This is a genomic window from Clostridium sp. (assembly GCF_018372875.1).
Classification (GTDB): domain Bacteria; phylum Bacillota; class Clostridia; order Clostridiales; family Clostridiaceae; genus Clostridium.
Genome location: NZ_JAHAIF010000050.1, coordinates 17,556 through 41,376 on the forward strand (window position 1 = coordinate 17,556; position 23,821 = coordinate 41,376).

The 23,821-nt window shown below is 31.1% G+C and carries 21 protein-coding genes and 2 riboswitches; of the genes, 19 read left to right on the forward strand and 2 right to left on the reverse strand.

From position 1 onward, the window contains the following. The first annotated feature begins 27 nt into the window (after positions 1-27). Together KIB46_RS13365 and KIB46_RS13370 are read left to right on the forward strand one after the other, a co-directional pair. Positions 28-996 carry an RluA family pseudouridine synthase gene (locus tag KIB46_RS13365; RefSeq protein ID WP_156560604.1) on the forward strand — a complete coding sequence of 323 codons (969 nt, stop codon included), beginning with the start codon at positions 28-30 and terminating at the stop codon, positions 994-996. A 10-nt stretch (positions 997-1,006) separates the two neighbouring features. Continuing rightward, positions 1,007-2,620 (forward strand): polysaccharide biosynthesis protein, encoded by a 1,614-nt coding sequence (locus tag KIB46_RS13370; protein WP_156560602.1) that lies wholly within the window; start codon positions 1,007-1,009, stop codon positions 2,618-2,620. Positions 2,621-3,133: 513 nt separating this feature from the next. On the opposite strand, the gene spoVB is transcribed toward KIB46_RS13370, so the two are convergent. Together spoVB and KIB46_RS13380 are read right to left on the reverse strand one after the other, a co-directional pair. Continuing rightward, complete coding sequence (gene spoVB, locus KIB46_RS13375) at positions 3,134-4,633, reverse strand: stage V sporulation protein B (RefSeq protein ID WP_291672511.1); 1,500 nt, start codon at positions 4,631-4,633, stop codon at positions 3,134-3,136. 487 nt (positions 4,634-5,120) lie between these two features. After that, complete coding sequence (locus KIB46_RS13380; RefSeq protein ID WP_291672513.1) at positions 5,121-6,236, reverse strand: aminopeptidase; 1,116 nt, start codon at positions 6,234-6,236, stop codon at positions 5,121-5,123. Between the two features lie 125 nt (positions 6,237-6,361). Here KIB46_RS13380 and KIB46_RS13385 point away from each other — a divergent pair, with 125 nt between their 5' ends. From KIB46_RS13385 to KIB46_RS13465, 17 genes are all read left to right on the forward strand, one after another. Further along, on the forward strand, positions 6,362-7,627 hold the full coding sequence (locus KIB46_RS13385) for a hypothetical protein (protein WP_291672515.1): 1,266 nt from the start codon (positions 6,362-6,364) through the stop codon (positions 7,625-7,627). Between the two features lie 131 nt (positions 7,628-7,758). Then, a complete protein-coding gene (locus KIB46_RS13390; RefSeq protein ID WP_291672538.1) occupies positions 7,759-8,262 on the forward strand; it encodes a hypothetical protein in 504 nt (167 codons plus the stop codon). Positions 8,263-8,279: 17 nt separating this feature from the next. Then, a complete protein-coding gene (locus tag KIB46_RS13395; RefSeq protein WP_291672540.1) occupies positions 8,280-9,935 on the forward strand; it encodes a B12-binding domain-containing radical SAM protein in 1,656 nt (551 codons plus the stop codon). A 221-nt stretch (positions 9,936-10,156) separates the two neighbouring features. Continuing rightward, entirely contained in the window at positions 10,157-10,483 is a 327-nt protein-coding gene (locus tag KIB46_RS13400) for an ATPase (RefSeq protein WP_156558684.1), read from the forward strand. Continuing rightward, positions 10,470-12,422, forward strand: coding sequence for a V-type ATP synthase subunit I (locus KIB46_RS13405; protein ID WP_291672542.1), 1,953 nt, complete (start codon positions 10,470-10,472; stop codon positions 12,420-12,422). The genes KIB46_RS13400 and KIB46_RS13405 overlap by 14 nt, the downstream gene beginning before the upstream one ends. Positions 12,423-12,435: 13 nt before the next feature. Continuing rightward, a complete protein-coding gene (locus KIB46_RS13410) occupies positions 12,436-12,921 on the forward strand; it encodes a V-type ATP synthase subunit K (RefSeq protein ID WP_049177045.1) in 486 nt (161 codons plus the stop codon). A gap of 18 nt (positions 12,922-12,939) precedes the next feature. Beyond that, positions 12,940-13,539: a V-type ATP synthase subunit E family protein gene (locus KIB46_RS13415; RefSeq protein ID WP_291672545.1), complete on the forward strand. Its 600-nt coding sequence runs from the start codon at positions 12,940-12,942 to the stop codon at positions 13,537-13,539. 12 nt (positions 13,540-13,551) lie between these two features. Next, the gene (locus tag KIB46_RS13420) at positions 13,552-14,553 is read left to right on the forward strand and encodes a V-type ATP synthase subunit C (protein WP_156558681.1); all 1,002 of its coding nucleotides are present in this window, start codon (positions 13,552-13,554) and stop codon (positions 14,551-14,553) included. Next, positions 14,546-14,857, forward strand: coding sequence for a V-type ATP synthase subunit F (locus tag KIB46_RS13425; RefSeq protein ID WP_156558680.1), 312 nt, complete (start codon positions 14,546-14,548; stop codon positions 14,855-14,857). The genes KIB46_RS13420 and KIB46_RS13425 overlap by 8 nt, the downstream gene beginning before the upstream one ends. A gap of 18 nt (positions 14,858-14,875) precedes the next feature. Continuing rightward, positions 14,876-16,654 carry a V-type ATP synthase subunit A gene (locus KIB46_RS13430; RefSeq protein ID WP_156558679.1) on the forward strand — a complete coding sequence of 593 codons (1,779 nt, stop codon included), beginning with the start codon at positions 14,876-14,878 and terminating at the stop codon, positions 16,652-16,654. Next, positions 16,647-18,026, forward strand: coding sequence for a V-type ATP synthase subunit B (locus KIB46_RS13435; protein ID WP_291672549.1), 1,380 nt, complete (start codon positions 16,647-16,649; stop codon positions 18,024-18,026). Before KIB46_RS13430 ends, KIB46_RS13435 begins: the two co-directional genes overlap by 8 nt. Before the next feature lie 3 nt (positions 18,027-18,029). Next, on the forward strand, positions 18,030-18,671 hold the full coding sequence (locus KIB46_RS13440) for a V-type ATP synthase subunit D (protein WP_027096784.1): 642 nt from the start codon (positions 18,030-18,032) through the stop codon (positions 18,669-18,671). Positions 18,672-18,873: 202 nt separating this feature from the next. Then, entirely contained in the window at positions 18,874-19,848 is a 975-nt protein-coding gene (locus KIB46_RS13445; RefSeq protein ID WP_156562963.1) for an MraY family glycosyltransferase, read from the forward strand. Between the two features lie 114 nt (positions 19,849-19,962). Continuing rightward, on the forward strand, positions 19,963-20,721 hold the full coding sequence (locus KIB46_RS13450) for a TatD family hydrolase (RefSeq protein WP_291672554.1): 759 nt from the start codon (positions 19,963-19,965) through the stop codon (positions 20,719-20,721). A gap of 55 nt (positions 20,722-20,776) precedes the next feature. Further along, positions 20,777-20,881: riboswitch (TPP riboswitch) on the forward strand. Positions 20,882-20,990: 109 nt separating this feature from the next. Further along, positions 20,991-21,767, forward strand: a complete 777-nt coding sequence (locus tag KIB46_RS13455; protein WP_156562960.1) for an ABC transporter permease — start codon at positions 20,991-20,993, stop codon at positions 21,765-21,767. A gap of 1 nt (position 21,768) precedes the next feature. After that, on the forward strand, positions 21,769-22,773 hold the full coding sequence (locus KIB46_RS13460; RefSeq protein ID WP_156562958.1) for an ABC transporter substrate-binding protein: 1,005 nt from the start codon (positions 21,769-21,771) through the stop codon (positions 22,771-22,773). After that, the gene (locus KIB46_RS13465) at positions 22,754-23,482 is read left to right on the forward strand and encodes an ABC transporter ATP-binding protein (RefSeq protein ID WP_291672558.1); all 729 of its coding nucleotides are present in this window, start codon (positions 22,754-22,756) and stop codon (positions 23,480-23,482) included. The genes KIB46_RS13460 and KIB46_RS13465 overlap by 20 nt, the downstream gene beginning before the upstream one ends. 69 nt (positions 23,483-23,551) lie before the next feature. Beyond that, a riboswitch (SAM riboswitch) is annotated at positions 23,552-23,659 on the forward strand. Positions 23,660-23,821: the final 162 nt, after the last annotated feature.

Consider the following 23,821-nt stretch of genomic DNA (forward strand, 5'->3'; position numbering starts at 1 on the left):
AAAGCAAAGACTAGGAGTTGATTATATTTGAAAATTGAAATAGGATCTAATGAAGCAGGGCAAAGATTAGATAAATTTTTAAGAAAATTGTTAAAGGATGTTCCTTTAAGTGCAATTTTTAAGGCAATTAGAAAAGGTGACATAAGAGTAAACGGAAAGAAACAAAAGGAAAAATATTCATTACTTGAAGGTGATGAAGTTGAAATTAGATACATACAAAGTAAGAAGGAAAATAAAACTAACTTTATCCAAGTTGATTCATCAGGGTTGAAGGTTGTATATGAGGATGAAAATGTTTTAATAGTAGAAAAGTGGCCAGGAGTGTTAGTTCATCCAGATAGTAAGGGAAATGAAGCTACATTAACAGATTATGTACTTTCATACCTAAATGAAAAGGGTGACTATAGACCAGAAGAAGAAATAACTTTCACACCAGCATCTTGCAATAGATTAGATAGAAATACTTCAGGTGTAGTTATTTTTGGTAAGAACTTTGAAGCGTTAAAGACTTTAAACGAAGTAGTTAGAGAAGGTCAAGTTAAGAAATACTATTATACTTTGGTTAAAGGAAAGCTAAAGGATGGAGTTTATAAAGGGTACATATTAAAGAATGAAGAAGCTAATATTTCAAAAGTGTTTGACAAACAAGTTTCAAACTCTAAAGAAATATCTATGGAAGTTAAAACGGTTCAAACAAATGGGGCCTTCTCACTATTAGAAATTGATCTTATAACAGGAAGAAGCCATCAAATTAGAGCGCACTTAGCTCATTTAGGAAATCCAGTTATAGGAGATAGTAAATATGGAGATAAGGAGCTTAATTCATTCTTTAACAATAAGTTTGGATTAAATTATCAGTTCCTTTATGCATATAAGCTTATATTTAGAGAAGTTGGAGGCAAGTTATCTTACTTAAAGAACAAAACAATAGCAGCAGCGTTACCTCCAATATTTAAGAAGATAAAGAGTGATGTGTTTAAATTTTCTATAAGATAGGAGAATTGCTATGGGAGAGGAGCATTCAGCAGCAAAGGGGGTATTTATACTTTCTCTTGCTGGGATGGTGGCAAAGTTTATATCGGTATTTTATACTCCATTTTTAGTGGGAATATTAGGAGATGCTGGATATGGTATATATTCGAAAACTACAGAAATATTCGTATTTATATATGCAATTACCTGTATGGGGGCACAACCTGCAGTAGCAAAGGTTGTATCTGAACTTTCTGCCCTTGGAAATGAAGAGGGGGCAAAGAAAGCTTTAAGGATATCTAGAAAGTTCTATATAATGCTTGGTGGAGGACTTGGAATTTTAATGATGGTTCTAGCTATTCCTCTGTGTAATTTATTTGGAATTTCAGATGCAGCATATGGTGTAATGGCTTTAGGACCATGCGTTTTAATAACTTGTATTCTTTCTGCTTATAGAGGATATATGCAAGGAAAGGGACATATGACTCAAATTGCAGTATCTCAAGTTATAGAGCAGCTTATAAATGTAATATTAAGCCTATTATGTGCCTATATACTTGTTCAAGTATCTACAGTGTTAGGGAATGCAGGGGCTCAAGTTGGTACATCTGTAGGTGCTTTATTTGCAACTCTATATTTAATTTACAGTTTAGATAAGAAGTATAGCCAAGAGGAAGATGAGATAGAAAGCCTAACAAATGTAAGAAAAGTTAGTGAAAAGAAAATACTAAGAAAAGTTATAATGTACTCTATTCCAATAACCCTAAGCACTGGGATGCAAAATTTTGGTGGTTTAGTGGATATGGTAAATGTAAATAATAGATTATTAATTGCAGGTTTTGATAAAGATAGTGCAAATGCATTATATGGACAACTAGGAATGTATAAGACATTGTTAAGTGTACCGTTAGTTATTATAACGTCTATAGGAACTACTACCTTGCCAGCAATTGCGAAATCAATGGTTCTTAATGATAGAAAAGAAGTAAAGAGAAAAATTGCATATGCATTTAAGATGGCATTTTCAATAGCTATACCAGCTATAGTAGGACTTTCAATGTTAAGTGAGTTAATATACGTTACTTTATACAACCAAACTTATGGACATAAACTTATGATGATAGGTGCATTCTTGCTATTTCTTAGCACAATGACACAAATACAAGCTGTTATTATGCAAAGTATAAATAAATTATACTTTATACTTGGAACCTTCATGGCAGGTATAACTGTAAAAATTATAGTGAATTATATTTTTGTTGGTATACCAGGTATAAATATTTATGGTGTGTTAATTGGTAACTTATTCTGGCATCTAATACCTGCAATATTAAATCATAAAAAACTTTGTGAGATTATGAGAATGAGGTTATCCATTCCAAAGTTAGTAATAAAACCAGTGATAGCATCAGTTTTTATGGCAGGAGTCATATACTTATTAAAGTTACCATTAAAGTATGTGTTTGAGTTTATCTCTTTATCTAGACTTACAGCAGCTCCTATTACAATAGTAATTATTGCAATAGGTGGAATTGTTTATTTATACCTAATGATATTAATGGGTGGAATTAGAAAGAGTGATATACAAACTATATCACCAAAGTTAATAAGAATAATGCCACGATTTATGAGAAGAAAACTTAGATAAGATAGAAATAATATGTTTTTTTAAGAAACTGCCATTAGCAGTTTCTTTTGTTTTTACATAAAATCTAGTTGTTTGACTATTTCTTCTTTAATATATAGAAATTCTCTTAGAGGTTTTTCATCTACGAACTTCCAAACTTTAATTTTAGTTGGTGTAACCCTGTAGATAACTTGTCCATCTAACAAGCCATAGGCATTAAAGAAGAGAAAAGTGGAATATTAGAAAAACTGAATTTAGTAGGAGGCTATTTTTAAGACATAGATTAATTATAAAATATGAATTTTATGATTTTACTATCTTAAGTATGAGTGGAGTGGATATTTGTTTTTCTGTAACTTGAAACTTTTCTACGAAACAATCAAGATAAATATCCACTACACTTTTGTATTCTTTAGGAAATTATATCTATTATTAAATTGTGGATAACTTCAACAATTTAGCGATATATTAGTTCATTTCTTCCTAAAGAATAAAAAATAAAATAGTCGCCTTGTCGATTTTTTTATGAGTTTATTATTCTTCAAATTCTCCAAAGGTTCCCCAGAATACAAAGATTCCAAAGGTTAAAAGTATTATAAATATAGTACTTGCAAAATTTAGAGGTAATAAGAATTTCCTAATTAGTGAATGTAAAACTAAAAATGTTAAAACTGAAAGTAATGTAAATATTATTACATTAGCTAATGATAACTTTAATTCAATATGTTTTTTAACCTCATAAAGATTTATCACTAAGCTTACTAGAGAAGTAAAGAATAAAGTAATTACATATCCATAAATATTTATACTAGGAATGGATGTAAATACATATAAGCCTACTAATTCTAATGCTGCTACTATAAGTGAATTTCTTAGAATTATTCCTTGTTTATTTATGCCATTTAATATACCGAACATCGTAGTAGATGTAAAAAATACTGGAGCTGTTAATCCAGCATATAAGATATATTTGCCAAGATCATCTCTCTGATAGAATAGTTCACCTAATGAATTGGGAATTAGACAGCATATAGTTGTGGTAGCAAGCCCTAGTATAAATGCTATTTTTATTACTTTTCTAATTCTTACAGCTGCATCATAATAATTTCCCTTAACAAGAGTTTGTGATAAATCTGGTATAAGTAATGTGTTTATGGAGCTTACAACAATCAAAGGGATTCCAATAATCATCATAGCCATACCTGAGAACTTTCCAATCATAGCAAGGGCTTCCGTATGGTTAAAACCTGCTGTAATTAGACACCTAGGTACAACTAGGGTTGATAGTGTATTAAAGATATTACTTAAGAATCCATTTAGGGTTAGTGGTAAGCAAATTATAAGTACATTGAACAGTAATTGAGATCTTCTTTCTGTTTTTTCATAAGTCTTTGGTAGTTTTTTAGCACACTGCCTATAATAAAAATAAAGTAGAACCAAACTTTGTAGCTCTCCTAAACACAGCGCAACGTAGCATAAAGTTACTAAAGTTGTAAGTTCTTTTGCAGAGAAAAGAAAAATTAGTATTGCAACTGTTAAAATTCTTAATGCTTTTTCAAATATGTCTATTATTGCAGGCATTGTGATTTTCGATGTTCCCCAAAAATATCCCTTTAGAATATTAGACAATGCTATAAATATCATAGCTGGACAAGTAACTCTAATTGCATCAATGGCCCTTACATCATTTATGCCATACCTACCTATAAAAGGTGCAAATATAAATACTAAAATTCCAATAACTATTGCCCATACTATATTGAATACAGCAATTGTATTTATAGTCTTAATTAGATTTCCATTTTCTTGTTTCTCAGCATATACAGCAGAGATCTTTGATATGGATGCAGATATTCCTGCTGACATCATACAAATAAAGAGATTATATATTGGCATTACCAAATTATATAATCCCATTCCTTCAGGACCTAACACATGTGATAGGTATATTGAAAATATGAATCCTAATATTCCAGTGGTGATATTTGAGGCTGTAAGTAAAAATGAGTTCTTAAAAAAATTGTCTTTCTCCAAAGCTATTCACTCCTTTAGATTACAATAAATCATATTCAGTTAAGGAGGGAAATATAACAAAAAGAGTACGAGTAATAGGGATAAGAGAGATAAGAAGAGCAAGAGGAATAAAAAAGATAAAAAGAAATAGGATTGATAATAAATATAAGAGAGCTGGTTAATGTGATTGAGTTTTTTATTTGTTATTCAGAATGTGATTGAGGAGTTGGTAAGATCTTTTCGTGTCAATGATTCATTAATAGTGTTGGATAATATAAATAATAAAAATAATATTATTTATATTACTTATATATCTTTTAAAAGAATTTTTCTAAGATAAATTCTTTTGTGGCAAAAAAATAAGAAATTATAAATATAACAATATATAAATATATCATTATTTAAATGGGGATTGGCTAATTAAGATATCTAGATATGAATATTAGTTTGTGAGTTGTAAAATTGAATAGATTAAAATAAAAAGCTCTGCAAAAGCAGAGCCATTTATTTAGATAAGATTTTCTGGATTTAAACATTTTAATTCTTCTATTACAAATAATCCATCTTTTCTTATTAAAACATCATCAAAGTAAATTTCTCCTCCACCGTATTCAGGTCTTTGTATAAGAACTAGATCCCAGTGAAGAGCAGATTTATTTCCATTAAAGGCATCATCATAGGAAGCACCTGGTGTAAAGTGAATAGAACCAGTTATCTTTTCATCGAATAAAGTATCCTTCATTGGTTCTAGGATGTAAGGATTTACACCTATAGCAAACTCACCAACATATCTTGCTCCTTCATCAATGTCAAATACCTTGTTGATTCTTTCAGTATCATTAGCTGTAGCTTCAACAATCTTTCCGTCTTTGAAAGTAAGTTTTACATTTTCATATGTAAATCCTTCTCTAAGTGATGGAGTGTTATATGTTATTGTACCATTAACAGAGTTCTTAACAGGAGCTGTATAAACTTCACCATCAGGAATGTTAGCTTCTCCGGCACATTTAATTGCAGGAATATCCTTTATTGAGAAAGTTAAATCTGTACCTTCAGCTGTTAACCTAACTTTATCAGTTCTCTCCATTAAAGCTACTAACTTATCCATAGCTTTAGACATTTTTGAGTAGTCTAAGTTACAAACATTAAAGTAATAATCCTCAAAAGCTTCTGTACTCATATTTGCAGCTTGAGCCATTGAGTAGTTAGGGTATCTTAAAACAACCCATCTAGTTTTAGGGACTCTAATTTCTCCATGAACTGGGTTAGCAAAATATTTACTATATAAAGAAAGTTTTTCTGATGGAACATCTGATGTTTCAGCAGAGTTTTGTCCTGCTCTTATTCCTATGTAAGCATCCATATCTGACATTCTAGCAGCTTCATATTTAGCCATTAATTCTAACTGTTCTTTAGAAGCTCCCATTAAAATTTCTCTATCTACTTCTTTATTTTTTAAGGTAACTAGAGGTATAGCTTTTGCTTTATAAGCTTCTTTAACTAATTCTTTAACTAATGCTTCGCAATCACCTATACCTTCTATTAAAACTTTTTCTCCCTCTTTAAGCCTACAGGAATAATTTATTAAGTTGTGGGCTAGTTTAGTAAATCGTGGGTCTTTCATAAATTTTCCTCCTTTATTAATGATTATCTTCTAGTATAGCATTAAGAATATAATTTTCAATAATAGGGTTATATTTTGGGGTTAAAAAAATATAAATTTATAGAGTGATAATGAGGGGGATAGTTATGAAGAAATTTCTTAAGTTTTGTTTGATGTCTATAATTATAGTTACGTTAGCTTTTATTACTTATAAAGTGTCAGATAAATATAATTTGGATATTCTTAAGGATGATATAGATTGTACTATAATAACAAAAGGAGTAGAAAACTCTAGAGCTATAGCCTTAGATGAGAATGGTATTATGTACATAGCCTTTGATGATTCTATTAAACAAATTGATAACGATGGTAAGGAAAAGCTTATTTATAAGGATAAGAACCTAAAAATTGAAGATTTAGCCTATAAGGATGGAGCTTTATACTTTATTTCTGATAGTAGATTAAATAAATTTTTGTTAAGTGATAGTACGGTACAAGTATTAGTTGATAATATTCCTCTGGGGGGAAATGGAATAGATAGAAAACTATTAATTACAGATAAGGAATCATATATAACAATAGGATCAGTAACTAACTCTGGAATATCAGAGGGAGATGATTTTGATAGAACTCCAATAGATTTAACTTTAAATGGAATAAATATTGATGGTACAGGAGCTTTTAAAGGTAATGGAATAAAATCTGAACAGGGGGAGGGGATTAAAAGTTCTCCTATAGGTAATGGAACTGTTTATAAGATTTCATTAGAAAGTGGATCATTAGAGCTTTATGCCTGTGGAATTAGAGGAATATCTGGCATTGATATTAATTCGGAAAATAATATTATGGCTATTTTTAGTGGAATGAAGGATGAGGGAATAAGACCTGTAAAAAGGGACAAGGACTATATATATGAGCTGAAAAAGAATGAATGGTATGGATTCCCTGATTTTAGTGGAGGAGATAATATTTCATCTCCTAGATTTAAAGGTGATGAAATTATAAAGCCATTACTAAAAACATATCCAAAGAAGTCACCTCTTGGACCAATTTATCAACATACATCAGTTGATGCTTTAAAAGAGTTAGCTATAGATAAAAATGGGTTGGTTTTTGGTAAGGACACAATGGTCTTTTGGGATAAGAGTGAAAATGTTATAGGAGCCTTAGATAAGAATAATGTATATAAAAAAGTTCTTAAGGTAAGCAATGAGAGTTTTGTGGAGGATATTATTTTTAATGGCAATGAATTTTTAATTTTAGATAGTGGAATTGGGTGCGTTTATAATATAAAAGCTAAGGAAGGTATCCTTGGATTTACATTACCTGTTGTAGTATGGGTATTTGTATTTTTATTGGCTTTTGCAATATTAATGATAGTTGTGTATAAAATGAGTAAAAAAAAGGAATAAAGTAATTAATAAGGGACCTGGCTGCTGCTTTGGTTCCTTTATTTGTTAGTTTGTAAAAAAAGAAACCATTAGAGTTATATTAGTTTTACATTATGTAAAATTATGGTAATATAATTTTGAGAGGTGATTTTATGGGAAAAACATTGGTTATAAATATGAAAGATATAGTTATTGAAGGAGATATATTAGATGTTGCTGGAGACATAACAGGAATAATATATAACATTTCAAAAGAGATAGATGATGAAATATCTGTAGATTATGTAGATGGAGAGAATAAGAGTTTATTAAAGCATAGGAAGTATGGAGCTTGCACATTTTTCTTTAATTTAAATAAAGTGTGGGGAAGCAGAAAAAAGGAGAGAATAATAAAAGAGATATCTCAATATTTAAACAAGAATGGAGAGATATATGTATGGGACATTAATAAGGAAAGAGGAAAAATAGTAGATAATAAAGTTAAGGTTATTCTTCCAAATGAAAAGGTAAAGGAAATAGAATTTAAAAATTATAATCCTTTATTAACATGTTCTTTTGAGGAAGTTAAAAAAATCCTTGAAAAATATTGCAAAATAGAAGAAACTAAAGTTTGGGAAGATATTTTCTTTATTAAAGCAAAGAAAATAATTGATTAACTTTAGGAGGAATAAGAATGAAAATTTTACTTACAGCTTTAAATTCGAAGTTTGTTCACAGTAACTTAGCTGTTAGATATTTAAAAGCATTTACAAAGGATATGCCATATGAGTGTGCAATAAGGGAGTTTTCAATAAATGATAGAGAAGAAAATATCCTTAAAGAGATAATAAGAGAAAAAGCAGATGTAGTGGCATTTTCAACTTACATATGGAATGTGGAAATGGTTGAAAGGATTTCTAATCTTATAAAGCTTGTAGATCCTAATATTGAGGTGCTTTATGGAGGACCTGAAGTTTCTTATGATAGTAGGGTTTTTCTTAGTGAGTTTGAGGGTGACTATGTAATTGAAGGAGAAGGTGAAAAAACTTATAGAGAGTTTGTAGAATATAAGCTTGGATTAAGAGAAATAGAGGATATAAGAGGATTACATTATAAAGTAAATAATAAGGTTCTATCGAATGTAAGTAGACCACTAATGTCTATGGATGAGATTGTATTTCCTTATGAGGAAGATGAGGATTTAAGCAATAAAATAGTTTATTATGAAGGAAGCAGAGGCTGTCCTTTTAATTGTAAATATTGTTTATCATCAACTACTCATGGAGTTAGATTTCATTCTATAGAGAGAGTTTTATCAGAACTTCAGTTCTTTATTGATAAAGGCGTTAGGTTGGTTAAGTTTGTAGATAGAACCTTTAATTGTAACCATAAATATTCAATGGCTATTTGGGATTTTTTAATTAATCAAGATACAAAAACCCAGTTCCATTTTGAAATATCAGCGGACATTTTAAAGAAAGAAGAAATTGAGCTTTTGAGAAATGCACCAGAAGGAAGATTCCAATTTGAAGTAGGAGTACAGACTACTAATGATGATGTTTTAAGAAATATAAATAGATTTGTTAATTTTAGTGATATAAAGGAGAAGGTTGTTGAGCTTCTTTCTATTAGAAATATAAAGCAACATTTAGATTTAATTGCAGGTCTTCCAGGGGAGGATTATGAATCCTTTAGAAGATCTTTTAATGATGTTCATAGTATAAGACCAGAGGAAATACAATTAGGATTTTTAAAGTTATTAAAAGGTTCTTCTATGAGGGAAGAAGCAGAAAAATATGGAATGGTTTATTCTCCCTATCCTCCTTATGAAATAATAAAAACAGATAAAGTCTCATATAAAGAAATGATTAGGCTAAAAAAAGTAGAAGAAATGGTCGATAAATATTATAACAGTCAAAAATTTAACAATACATTGAAATTTTTCTATGAAAAGTATGAAACACCCTTTGATTTCTTTTATGATTTAGGGGATTATTTTGAGTCAAAAGGATATTTTAATAGAAATATAGGAAATACAGAATATTATAAGGTATTTTTAGATTTTAATATGGAAATATTAAATGGTGATGAAAGCTATCTTAAGGATATTATTAAATATGATTATCTATCTTTTAATAAAAGAAGAGGAATGCCTGATTTTATTAAATCGAATATAGATAAACAATTGGAACTTCAAATAAAGGATAAACTTAGAGAAAGATATTCATTTAAAGATTACCAAATTGAAAAGTTTGATATAGATATAAATGAGTATTTAAATACAGGGAAAATTATAAAAAAAGAATGCTTTTATTTAATTGGTAACAATTGTGAAATTATAAAAATTTAATTCATATATCCAAATTTAAGATGGTAGAGTTTTCAATGTTGATATTGTTTACATATATCGAAAAATGTAAAAAAATATGAACAATTAAATGATAAAGGTGTTGAAAAACTCTTAAAACAGTGTATAATAGAATTGGTAAAAAGTAATTAATACTATATAAAGTACTAATTCATATTTTATTCATATTTTATTACATGGTGTGCATAAAGGTGGTGATATTTTTGGCATTAGAAGCAATAAATGAGATTAAAAGTGCAGAAGCAAAAGCTGATGAAATGATTAAAGAAGCAACATTAAAATCTAAAGAAATTGTTCAAAAAGCTTCAGAAGAAGCAGAACAAAAATACAATGAGGTAATTAGTGCTGCAAAGGAAGAATGTAATAGAGTCATGGAAAATGCTTTAGCAGAAGGTAATAAGGTAGCTGAGCCTATTTTAGAAAAAGGAAAGCAAGAGTCTGAGAATATTTATAATATCTCTGATGATAAAAAGAATAATGCTGTTAAATTAGTAGTTGAGAGGATTGTGAAAGCAAATGGCAATTGTTAAGATGAATAAGTTCACTTTGCTTGCCTTTGAATCACAAAAAACGAGAATTCTAGAAAGATTACAGGGATTTGCAGAAACTGAATTTGTAAATCTTCAAGATGCTTCTTTTTTAGAAGAAAATGAAGTGTTTAGTGACCTTTCAAAGGATAAGGATGATTCAGAGTTTGCAGGGTGTGAAGAAAAGTTATCTATGACTAAATTTGCCCTTGAATTTCTAAAAGATTATATTCCTCAAAAGTCAGTGATAAAGGCTATGAAGGAAGGAAAGAGACAATTAACTTTAAAAGAACTTGAAACAGAAGTTATGAGCAATAACTGGGAAGAAGTTTATAAAAAAGTTAAAGAAAAGGAAGAGGTAATAGCAAGTTTAGAAGGCGAAAAAACTAAACTACAATCTATTGTTGAATCCTTAAAACCATGGGAAGGCTTAGATGTTTCTTTTGAAGAATTGTCTTCAATTAAAACTCCTTATTTCATAGGAAGTGTACCAAAGCAGTATGAAGACACTTTAGTTGCTGAAATGAATGATTATTATCTAGAAATTATATCTAGAAACAATCAGGATATGTTTTTCTTAGTAATATGCGGAGAAGAGCATAAAGAGGAAGTAAGTGATAAGTTAAGAGGGTTTGGCTTTAGTCAATTTAAGACAGATGTAAAAGAAACGCCAATTAAAGTCATGCATGATAATATGGATACAATAGCTAAACTAGATTCAAAGAAGTTCTTTGTTCAAGAAGAATTGTCTGGTTTTGAAGTAGGCTATCATAAGCTAGAAGCTGCTAATGAATATTATACAAACCTTGTAGATAGAAAAAATGCTATAGGTAATTTCTTGAGAACAGAAAATATTACTGTCCTTCAAGGTTGGTTAGCAGTTGAGGATAATGAAAAATTAAAAGCTATCATAAAAGAAGCTTTAGGAGAAGATTATTATTTAACATTTGAAGATGTTAAAGATGAGGAAATAGATAAGGTTCCAGTAAAACTTAAGAATAATGAATTAAATAGTTCCTTTGAAAATATTACTGAGATGTATGCTACTCCTAGATATGATGAAATAGACCCAACTCCGTTTGTTACACCATTCTACTTATTATTCTTTGGTATGATGGTAGCAGATATAGGGTATGGATTAATTCAGTTAATAGTAACTTTAGTGGCGCTTAAGGCCTTTAATTTAGATGAAGGAACAAGAAAGTTTGCTAAGTTCTTCTATTACTTAAGTTACCCTATTATTGGATTTGGAATACTTTATGGTTCATTCTTTGGAGGTATTATAGAAATGCCTTGGAAATTAGTGGATCCTAATAAGGATGTTACAACCATATTAATTGTTTCAGTAATATTTGGAGCAGTTCAAATATTCTTTGGTTTAGGAATTAAAGCATACATGTTACTTAAGGCAGGAAAACCTAAGGATGCCTTCTATGATGTAGGGGCTTGGGTAATTACTTTAGTATCAGTAGCTTTAGTTTTAGGTTCGGGTATGTTAGGTTTATCACCATTAGTTAAAAATATAGCAATCGGATTTATGATTTTTGGTATGGTTGTAATTGTATTAACAGGTGGTAGAGAAGAAAAAACAAGAGGAGCTCAATTAGGTCAAGGTGCATATGCACTTTATGGTATTACAGGTTATGTTGGAGACTTAGTTTCATATACAAGACTTATGGCACTTGGTCTTGCAGGTGGATCGCTTGCAGGAGCATTTAACATGATAATGGGTATGATTCCTGGAGTTGCAGGAATTTTATTTGCACCAGTAATATTCGTATTTGGTCATATATTTAACCTTGCACTAGGTTTACTTGGAGCATATGTTCATACATGTAGATTACAGTATGTTGAGTACTTTGGAAAATTCTATGAAGGTGGAGGAAAAGCATTCTCTCCATTTAAGACACAAAATAAATACATTAATGTAAAGAAAGATTAGGAGGATTTTTATAATGGAAATGACTTGGATTCAATATTTATCAGAAAATTTTGGTGGCTTCGTTTTAGGAGGCTTAGGTGTTGCATTAGCAGTAGGTTTATCAGGTATAGGTTCAGCTAAGGGTGTTGGTATAGCAGGTCAAGCGGTTTCTGGATTACTTACAGAACAACCAGAAAAGTTTGGTAAGGCTTTAATTCTTGAATTATTACCAGGTACACAAGGTCTTTATGGTTTCGTTGTTGGGTTAATGGTATTATTCCAATTAAGCACTACTACTACATTAGCACAAGGTATGTACTTATTATGCGCATGTTTACCAGTTGGTATAGCAGGTTTATTCTCAGGTATAGCTCAAGGTAAAGCGGCAGCTTCTGCAGTTCAAATCTTAGCTAAAAAGCCAGAACATAACACAAAGGGTATCGTTTTAACAGCAATGGTTGAAACATATGCACTATTAGGATTCGTTATATCAATCATGTTAGTAGTTCAATTATTCTAGGATTGGGGAAGTGAAGCTATGTCAAATATAAGTAATCTGACTTCTAAAATCCTTAAGGATGCAGAAGAAAGAAAGGACAGTATTTTAGCTAAGGCTGAAAGTGAAAAAGCTTCTATAATTGAAAAAAGAAATAAGGAAGCTAAGGCACTAGAAGCTGAGATGATAGAGAAGGCAAAAAGCGAAGCTCAAACAAGAAAAGAAAGAGCTATTTCTGGAGCTGAATTAAAGGCTAGAAATGAAAAGCTTAAGGCTAAGCAAGCTATCATTGAAGAAGTATTTAATAAAAGTGTTGATGAATTATGTAAGTTAAGCGATGCGGAATATAAAACTTTTATTAAAGAAAGTATTCTTACACTTGGGATAGCTGGAGATGAAAAGCTAATTCTAAATGAAAAAGGTAAGAGTTTAGTTGATAACACATTATTAGATGATATAAATAAAGAACTTACTTCAAAAGGTAAAAAAGGTTTATTAACTATAAGTACAGAAGTAGGTAACTTTAAGGGTGGATTTATCCTTGAAAAAGGTGGAATAGAAATAAATAATACTTTTGAAGCTTTAGTAAGCTCATTAAAGGATGAATTAGAGTTTGAAGTGGCAAATGAATTATTTAATTAAGGAGGATAAGTAATGGATATAATGCAATTTACTCAAGTTATACCAAGACTTAGAGTATTAGAAACCAGACTCCTTGATAAAGCCAAGTTAGATAGAATGATAGATTCTAAATCTGCTGATGAAGCATTAAGGGTACTTGGAGAAACTGAGTATTCAAATGTTATGAGTGGTGCAAAAAGAGCAGAAGATTATGAGGCTGTACTAAGTGATGAACTTAAGAGAGTATATCATGAGATGTATGACATGACTCCTTGTAAAGAGTTAGTTGATATCATGAGTATGAAGTATGACTATCATAATATAAAAGTAATTCTTAAAGGAATGTTTCTTCAAAAAGATTTTTCTAATATGTTAATACATGTTGGATCAATAGAAGCATCAAAGCTAAAGGTAATTATAGAAACAAATAGCTTTGGCGATTTAAATCCAATTATGAGAGAAGCAGTGGAAGAAGCTATAAATGATTTTAACTCTAAGAAGGACCCTCAAAGAATTGATGTTATTTTAGATAAATATATGTTTGAAGAAATGAAGCATGTTGCTAAAGAATTGAATGATACCTTTACAGAAAAATATGTTAAAGCTCAAATAGATTTAACTAATGTAAAAACTCTTTTAAGAGTAAAGAAACAAAATAAAGGTAGAGAATTCTTATTATCTGTATTAATTGATGGTGGAAAGATTGATAAGGATGTATTAGTATCACTGCTTAATGATGCTAATGAAAATATTTTTAGTAAGTTAAGCCATACTGATTATGCAGATGTACTTAAGAATGGTGTTGAAGACTATACAAAGAGTGGGTCAGCTGGAGTTTTAGAAAAGTTAGTAGATAACTATATCATGAATATGATGAAGGAAGCTAAGATGATTCCATTTGGAGGAGAGCCTTTACTAGCATATATTTATGCTAAAGAGACAGAAATTAAAGTAGTTAGAATTATAATGGTTGGCAAGCTTAATAATATTGCTGAGGAAGTAATAAGGGAAAGGCTGCGTGATATTTATGTTTAAGAAAATTGGAGTTGTTGGAGATAAAGATTCAGTTTTAGCTTTCAAAGCTCTAGGAATTGATGTTTTCCCAGTAGTTGAAGCTGATGAAGCAAGAAAAACTATTGATAGATTAGCAATGAATAATTATGCAGTAATATTTGTGACTGAACAAGTTGCAAAGGATATAGAAGAAACTATTGAGAGATACAATAGAGAGGTACTTCCTGCTGTAATATTAATTCCAAGCAATCAAGGATCATTAAATATAGGTATGCAAAGAATTAGCGATAACGTTGAAAAAGCTGTAGGCGTTAATATTTTATAGGAAGGTAGGTTGGTAAGTTTGAAGACCGGAAAGATAATTAAAGTTTCTGGACCTTTGGTAGTTGCTGAAGGAATGGATGAAGCTAATATATATGACGTATGTAAGGTTGGACATAAGGGCCTTGTTGGAGAAATTATCGAAATGAGAGGGGATAAAGCATCTATCCAGGTATATGAAGAAACATCTGGTATAGGTCCTGGAGACCCAGTTGTAACAACTGGAGAACCACTTTCAGTTGAACTTGGACCTGGTCTAATAGAATCAATGTTTGATGGTATACAAAGACCACTAGATGCATTTATGGAAGCAGCTCAGTCTAGTTTCTTAACAAAAGGTATATCTGTTCCATCATTAAATAGAGATAAAAAATGGGCATTTACACCTACAGTTAAAGTAGGGGATGAAGTCTCTGCTGGTGACATAATAGGTACAGTTCAAGAAACTACAGTTGTACTTCATAAGATAATGGTTCCTTATGGAATTTCAGGTAAAGTAAAGAGCATAAATGAAGGTGAATTTACAGTTGAAGAAACAGTTTGCGTAGTAGAAACTGAAACTGGTGATAGAGAAGTTTCATTAATGCAAAAATGGCCTGTAAGAAAAGGTAGACCATATGCATCAAAACTTAATCCAGTAGCTCCAATGGTTACAGGACAAAGAGTTATAGATACATTCTTCCCAGTTGCTAAGGGTGGTGCAGCAGCCGTACCAGGACCATTCGGAGCTGGTAAAACAGTTGTTCAACACCAAGTTGCTAAATGGGGAGATACTGAAATAGTTGTTTATGTTGGTTGTGGTGAACGTGGTAATGAAATGACAGACGTTATTAATGAGTTCCCAGAACTAAAGGACCCAAGAACTGGAGAAAGCTTAATGAAGAGAACAGTTCTTATAGCAAATACTTCTAACATGCCAGTTGCAGCTAGAGAAGCTTCAATCTATACAGGTATAACAATAGCAGAGTATTTCAGAGATATGGGTTACTCAGTATCAATTATGGCTGACTCAACTTCAAGATGGGCAGAAGCTTTAAGAGAAATGTCTGGTAGACTTGAAGAAATGCCTGGTGATGAAGGTTACCCAGCTTACCTTGGATCAAGACTTGCTGACTATTATGAAAGAGCTGGTAAGGTTATTTGCTTAGGTAAAGATGGTAGAGAAGGAGCTATTACTGCTATCGGTGCGGTATCACCTCCAGGAGGAGACATTTCTGAACCAGTTACACAATCTACACTTAGAATAGTTAAGGTATTCTGGGGACTAGATGCACAACTAGCTTATCAAAGACACTTCCCATCAATTAACTGGTTAACATCATACTCATTATATGGAGATAAGATTGATGCTTGGATGAATGAAAATGTATCAGATGACTGGTCAAGATTAAGAGGAGAAGCTATGTCACTTCTACAAGAGGAAGCTAACCTTCAAGAAATCGTAAGACTTGTTGGTATAGATGCATTATCAGAAAAGGATAGATTAAAGTTAGAAGTTGCTAAGTCAATCAGAGAAGATTACTTACAACAAAATGCTTTCCATGAAGTTGATACTTATGCTTCATTAGATAAGCAATATAAGATGTTAAATCTTATATTATCATTCAAGGTTGAAGCAGAAAGAGCTTTAGAAGCAGGTGTTTACTTAAATAAGATTTTAGCTCTTGATGAAGTAAGAGATAGAATTGCAAGAAGTAAGTACATCCATGAAGAAGAACTAAACAAGATAGATCAAATCAGCATTGACCTAAAAGCTGAGATCGATAAGTTAATCAGCGAAGGAGGGGTTCTAGATGCTTAAGGAATATAAAACAGTTACTGAAGTAGTTGGACCTTTAATGGTTGTTGAAGGTGTTGAAGGAGTTAAATTCGATGAATTAGTTGAAATTAAACTTCACACTGGGGAAATGAGAAGAGGTAAAGTTCTTGAAGTTAATGGTTCAAGAGCAATGGTACAGATTTTCGAAGGTTCTACAGGAATTAACTTAAAGGAAACTAAGGTTAAATTCTTAGGTAGACCGCTTGAACTTGGTGTGTCAGAAGATATGCTAGGAAGAGTCTTTGATGGAATGGGTAGACCAAATGATGACGGTCCAAACATAATTCCTGAAAAGAGAGTAGATATAAATGGTGAAGCTATAAACCCGATGGCTAGAGATTATCCATCAGAATTTATTCAAACTGGTATCTCTGCTATTGATGGATTAAATACACTAGTTAGAGGACAAAAGTTACCAGTGTTCTCTGCATCAGGGCTACCTCATGCACAACTAGCTGCACAAATCGCAAGACAAGCAAAAGTTTTAAACTCTGATTCTAAGTTTGCTGTTGTATTTGCAGCTATAGGTATAACATTCGAAGAAGCTCAATTCTTCGTAGATGAATTTAAGGCAACAGGTGCTATCGATAGATCAGTTCTATTCATGAACCTTGCATCTGACCCAGCTATCGAAAGAATAGCTACTCCAAGAATGGCATTAACTGCAGCTGAATATTTAGCTTATGAAAAAGGAATGCACGTTCTTGTAATTATGACAGATATAACAAACTATGCAGAAGCTCTAAGAGAAATCTCTGCAGCTAGAAAGGAAGTTCCAGGTAGAAGAGGTTACCCAGGTTATCTTTATACTGACCTTTCAACATTATATGAAAGAGCAGGAAGACTTAGAGGTAAAGAAGGTTCCATTACACAAATTCCAATACTTACAATGCCTGAAGATGATAAGACTCACCCAATTCCAGACTTAACTGGATACATCACTGAGGGGCAAATAATTCTTTCAAGAGAATTATATAAGAAAGGTGTAACACCACCAATCGATGTTTTACCTTCATTATCAAGACTTAAGGATAAGGGTATTGGTAAAGGAAAGACAAGAGAAGACCATGCAGATACTATGAACCAATTATTCGCAGCATATTCTCAAGGTAAGCAAGCAAAAGAATTATCAGCAATCTTAGGAGAATCAGCATTATCTGATACAGATAAGAAGCTTGCTAAGTTTGCAGAAGCTTTTGAAAGTGAGTATGTTTCACAAGGATTTGAAACAAACAGAACTATCGAAGAGACATTAAATTTAGGATGGAAGTTATTAAAGATGCTTCCTAGAACTGAACTTAAGAGAATTAGAGATGAATACCTTGAAAAATATATGCCAAGAGAGGAAGAATAGTCTATGGCAAAATTAAATGTCAATCCTACTAGAATGGAGCTTACTAGACTTAAGAAAAAGTTAGCAACATCTACAAGAAGTCATAAGCTTCTTAAGGATAAGCAAGATGAGTTAATGAGACAATTTATTAACCTTGTTAAATACAACAACACTCTAAGAGCAGAAGTTGAAGGACAATTAGAAGGTTCTTTAAAAGACTTTGTTATGGCAAGAGCTGTAATGAGTTCAGAATTCTTAGAGGAAGCAGTTGCATATCCTAAAGAGCATATTTCAGTTGAAGTAGGGGAAAAGAACATTATGAGTGTAAATGTACCTGTAATGAACTTCAAGAGGCAACTTGAGGGGGATGAGGGAAGCATTTATCCTTATGGTTTTGCAAATACTTCTTCAGAACTAGATGATGCAATAGCTAAGCTTTATGGAATACTTCCTAAATTACTAGAACTTGCAGAAGTAGAAAAGTCATGCCAACTTATGGCAGATGAAATAGAAAAGACTAGAAGAAGAGTTAATGCTCTTGAATATATGACAATTCCTCAATTACAAGAAACTATTAAATACATTAGAATGAAGCTTGATGAAAATGAAAGATCAGCTACAACAAGACTAATGAAAGTTAAAAGTATGCTTGAACAAAGAGGATAGAAGAAAGAGACACGAAAGTGTCTCTTTTTATTATTTAATAGTGTGATATATTCTATTATTTAGGTGAAAAGGTATGTAATATTAATTTTTTTGTAATTGATTAAAAAACTACATAATAGTATAATTCTTATGTAAGTATACGGCGAAGTGTATTGTGACCTTAAAGTATAATGACAGAAAACGTTAAGGAGAAGAGTTTATAATGCAATTTAATATACAACATTATATAATAGCATTACTGGCAACTTTTTTAATTGTGTATTTAGTTATACCTCAATTAATGAAAATTGCGTTAAAAGTTGGATTTACAGATAAGCCTACAGAAAGAAAGAAGCACAGAGGAGAGATACCTCTTTGTGGTGGGGTAGGAATTTACCTAGGGTTCTTTATTGTCAGCTTTATTATGTTTAGGTGGCTTGGAATAAAGAATAGTGAATATATATGGGTATTTGTATCTACCACTTTAATTTTAGGAATTGGATTAGTAGATGATTATTATAAATCTAGGGGAAAGGAATTTCCTATATATCCAAGATTAATAGTACAGATATTTGCAGCTATTTTAGTTTATAAGTCAGGTGTAGTTTTTTTAGGGTTTACTAATCCTTTAACTGGAATATATGTATCTTTACCTGAGTGGGTTCAATTTATCTTAACTATAACTTGGATATTTGGTGTTACTACGGTTATAAATTGGTCTGATGGAATGGATGGACTAGCGGGAGGAATATCTTTAATATCCTCAATGACCTTCTTTGTTGCAGCAATTGTGTTAAAACAAGGTGATTCTGGAATATTATCAATTATACTTGGAGGGGCAATTTTAGGATTTTTAAAATATAACAGGTATCCAGCTAAGGTTTTCATGGGAGATTCAGGAGCTAATGTGATTGGATTTCTATTAAGTATAATAGCTATTGATGGTGCATTTAAACAAGCTACAATAATGAGCTTATTTATACCAATATTAGCTTTGGCAGTTCCTATTTTTGATAACCTATTTGTTATATTTAAAAGATTCACTGAAGGGAAGCCAGTTTATCAAGCAGATAGAAGTCAAATGCACTATAGACTTGAAGAAAAAGGATTAACAGTTCAACAAAGTGTAAATTACATAATGATTATTAGTTTAGGATGTAGTATTATTTCAATAATACTATTACTTTTAAAATATTAACTTTACTAAATAAAGATAATAAGAATTTTCAAGAGAAATTGCTTTGCGATTTCTCTTTATTCACATCTAGAGAATTAAAAAACATTATAAATATAGAGATTTGGGGGGAATAATTTGAAAATAAAAGGAGATTTCAAATATATAGATGGTCATACACATTTAGATTTTTTTAAGGAGGACATAGATAAGGCTATTGAAGATATTAATAAAAATAAAATACTTACTTTAGCTAATAGTATGGATATAGATAGTTATCTTTTAAATAAGGAGTATGGAAAGAGAAGTGAGTATATAATTCCTTGTTTTGGTATTCATCCATGGAGAGCTGGAAGTTTTTCTGGAGAGTTAGAGGAACTGATTCCCTACATAGAAGAAAGTAAATTCATTGGTGAAATTGGATTAGATTATGTCTGGGTGGAAGATAAGAATACTTTTCCTAAGCAAAGGGAAATATTTAAGTTTATACTAGAAGAGAGTATAAAGAGAGATAAGATAGTATCACTTCATACCAAGGGAGCAGAGGAAGAAATTTATAATATTTTAAGTGATAATAACTATAATAAAGTTATTATTCATTGGTACAGTGGAGATTTAGACATATTAGATAAATTTATAAAGCTTGGGTGTTATTTTACTATAAGTGTTGATATAGGATATTCTAAGGTTACAGAGGAGGTATTAAAGCGTATTCCTTTAGATAAACTCCTTTCTGAAACAGATGGGCCAACAGCATTAGAGTGGGTTAATGGAGTTTATGGATATCCAAGTGAAGTTAAGAGAGTTGTAAATGATATTTCTAAGCTTTTGAAAAGGGATGATATTAAGTCGATAATAATGGAAAATTGGAGAAAACTAATGGACAATGATTATTAATTATTGACTAATAAAGCAATAAGGGTTAATATGGAATAGTAAAATTAAACAAGAAAAGATTTATCTGGGGAGGCTTAAGAGGTAGCCTGAGAGGAATAAGTTATTCGACCCATGACCTGATTTGGATAATGCCAACGTAGGAAGATAAAACATGTATAATAAATAGTTATCTAACGCATAGTATTTTCAGATTAGGAAGTACTATGCTTTTTTTACTTTTCAGAAAAGTATAGTATGGATAAATATACTAAAGAGAAGGAGGGGGAGTTTTGGATAAAATAAAAAGAATTAGTAACAAGTTAGTACCATTGGTTTTCCTGTTAGTTTTCTTAGCTATATGGGAAGGTGTAATAGAGTTAGGTAGAGTTGAAAAGTATATAATGCCAGCACCTACAGACATTGTTAAAGCAATAGTTAAAGATTTTAATACCCTGCTTCCACATATTATAGCTACACTGTATGAGAGTTTAGTAGGTTTTATTATCGCTATAGTATTAGCACTTATTTTAGCAATAATAATGGATTTGGTACCATTTATAAAGAAGGGGTTATACCCACTGCTTGTAGTATCTCAAACAGTGCCAGTTATAGCTTTAGCACCTTTATTTATAATATGGTTTGGTTTTGGAGCATTACCTAAAATTATAGTAGTTGTAATAGTGTGTTTCTTCCCAATTGTAATTAGCATTTCAGATGGGTTAGAAAATGTAGATAAGGATTTTATTAATCATTTTAAACTTATGGGTGCATCTAAGTTTAAAATATTTACTCATTTAAAGCTACCATATGGGATAATTAATTTCTTTTCTGGTGTTAGAATTGCTGCAACCTACAGTATAATGGGGGCAGTGATTGGAGAATGGCTGGGAGGAGATAAGGGACTAGGTGTATATATGACCAGGGCAAGGAGTGCTTATGCACTAGATAAGATGTTTGGGGCCATTGTAATAATAGTTATATTAAGTATGGCTATTTTCTTTATGATAGGCTTAGTAGAAAGATTAGTTACACCATGGAACAAAAAGATAAAGGATGGAGGAGAATAATATGAAAAAAAGAAGAATGGTATCAATAATATCAATGGCATTAGCTTCAATAATGATGTTGTCAGGATGTGGAGCATCAAAGAAAAGTGAGGGAGAAGAGGGGTTAGAAAAGGTTAAGGTTATTTTAGACTGGACGCCTAATACTAACCACACAGGTATATATGTAGCAAAAGAAAAGGGATATTTTAAAGAGTTAGGGCTAGATGTAGAAATAATACAACCCTCAGAAGGATCATCGCTTCAACTTGTTGCAGCTGGGAAAGGTGATTTTGCAATAACATATCAAGAGGATTTAACTTATGCAAGAACATCTGATTCACCAATGCCTGTTAAGGCTATTGCAACAATAATACAACATAATACATCAGGTTTTGCATCTCCTAAGGAGAAGAATATAGAAACAGTAAAAGACTTTGAAGGAAAGGTTTATGGAGGCTTTGGAGGCCCTAGTGAAAAGGCTATTCTTCAAGCTGTTATGGAAAAGGCAGGAGCAGATTTTTCAAAACTAACTACAGTTGATGTAGGAACTGAAGATTTCTTTATTGCAACTAAGAATAACTTAGATTTTGAATGGACTTTTGAAGGGTGGACTAATATATCTGCAAAGCTTAGAAACTTTGATATTAATTATATTCCATTAAGAGAATTGGATGAAAGATTAGATTACTATACTCCAATTATTGCTTCATCAGAAAGCACTTTAAATGAAAAGAGTGACATGGTTAAGAAGTTTATGGAGGCAACTTCAAAAGGATATGAATTTGCAATTAATAACCCTGAAGAATCAGCTGAAATTTTAGTTAAGGAAGTACCTGAAATAGATAAGGATTTAGCTGTAGAAAGTCAAAAGTTCTTAGCTAAAGAATATAAATCAGATGCAAATAGATGGGGAGAAATGAAGGATAGTGTATGGGATAATTATACTCAATTTATGTTGGAGTACAAATTAATAAACAAAGATATGAAAGCAAGCGAGGCTTATACAAATGAGTTCTTACCAGAATAAAATACTGCTTAGAGGAATATCAAAATCTTTTGATAACATGGTAATTTTAAAGGATATTAATATAGAGGTTAATGAAGGGGAATTGGTATCTATAGTTGGTCCTTCAGGAAGTGGAAAGAGTACTATTTTTAATATTATAACTAATTTAATTAAGTTTGACTCAGGAGAAAAGAGAGTTAATGGGGATGTAAGTTATATGTACCAAAAGGACATGATGGTACCATGGAAAAAGGTTGTTGATAATATAGCTACTCCTCTTGTATTTAAGGGAATGGATAAGAAGAATGCAAGAAAAGAAGTTGAAAAGTATATAGGTACCTTTGGATTAAATGGTTTCCAAAATAAATATCCCAATAAGCTTTCAGGGGGAATGAAACAAAGAGCAAATTTCCTTCAAACTTATCTAACTTCAAATGATATTATGCTTTTAGATGAACCTTTTGGTGCATTAGATTCTATAACAAGAAGTAATATGCAACAATGGCTTTTAGATATAAAAAAGAATATGAACTCTACAATACTTTTAATAACTCATGATGTAGATGAAGCAGTATTACTTTCAGATAGGGTTTATGTTATTTCTGAAAAACCAGCAGTTATAAAAGGGGAAGTTAAGGTTAACCTTCCAAAAGAAAGAGGAGAAGAAACTAAATTAACTGAAGAGTTCTTATTAATAAAACGAGAAGTAACAGATATAATGAAAAAGTAGAAAGTTTATCTGTGTAAATTTATTTACAAAATGTATTAATTAGGATATAATTGATAAAAATGAATATTTCTCTTATCAAGAGAGGTGGAGGGACTGGCCCGATGAAACCCAGCAACCGATATGAATCATAAGCATATGTGGTGCTAATTCCTGCAGCGTAAAGCTGAAAGATAAGGTTATTTTGTAGTGTATTTATTTATGCCTAGAGGATTACCTTTAGGCATTTTTTTACTGTCTAGGAAATTTAAATTAGCTATAAATCAAAGGTATTATTATATTTTCATATTAAAAAATATAAAATAAAGGATAGTAATTTTATAATTTCCTTACCTTTAGTAC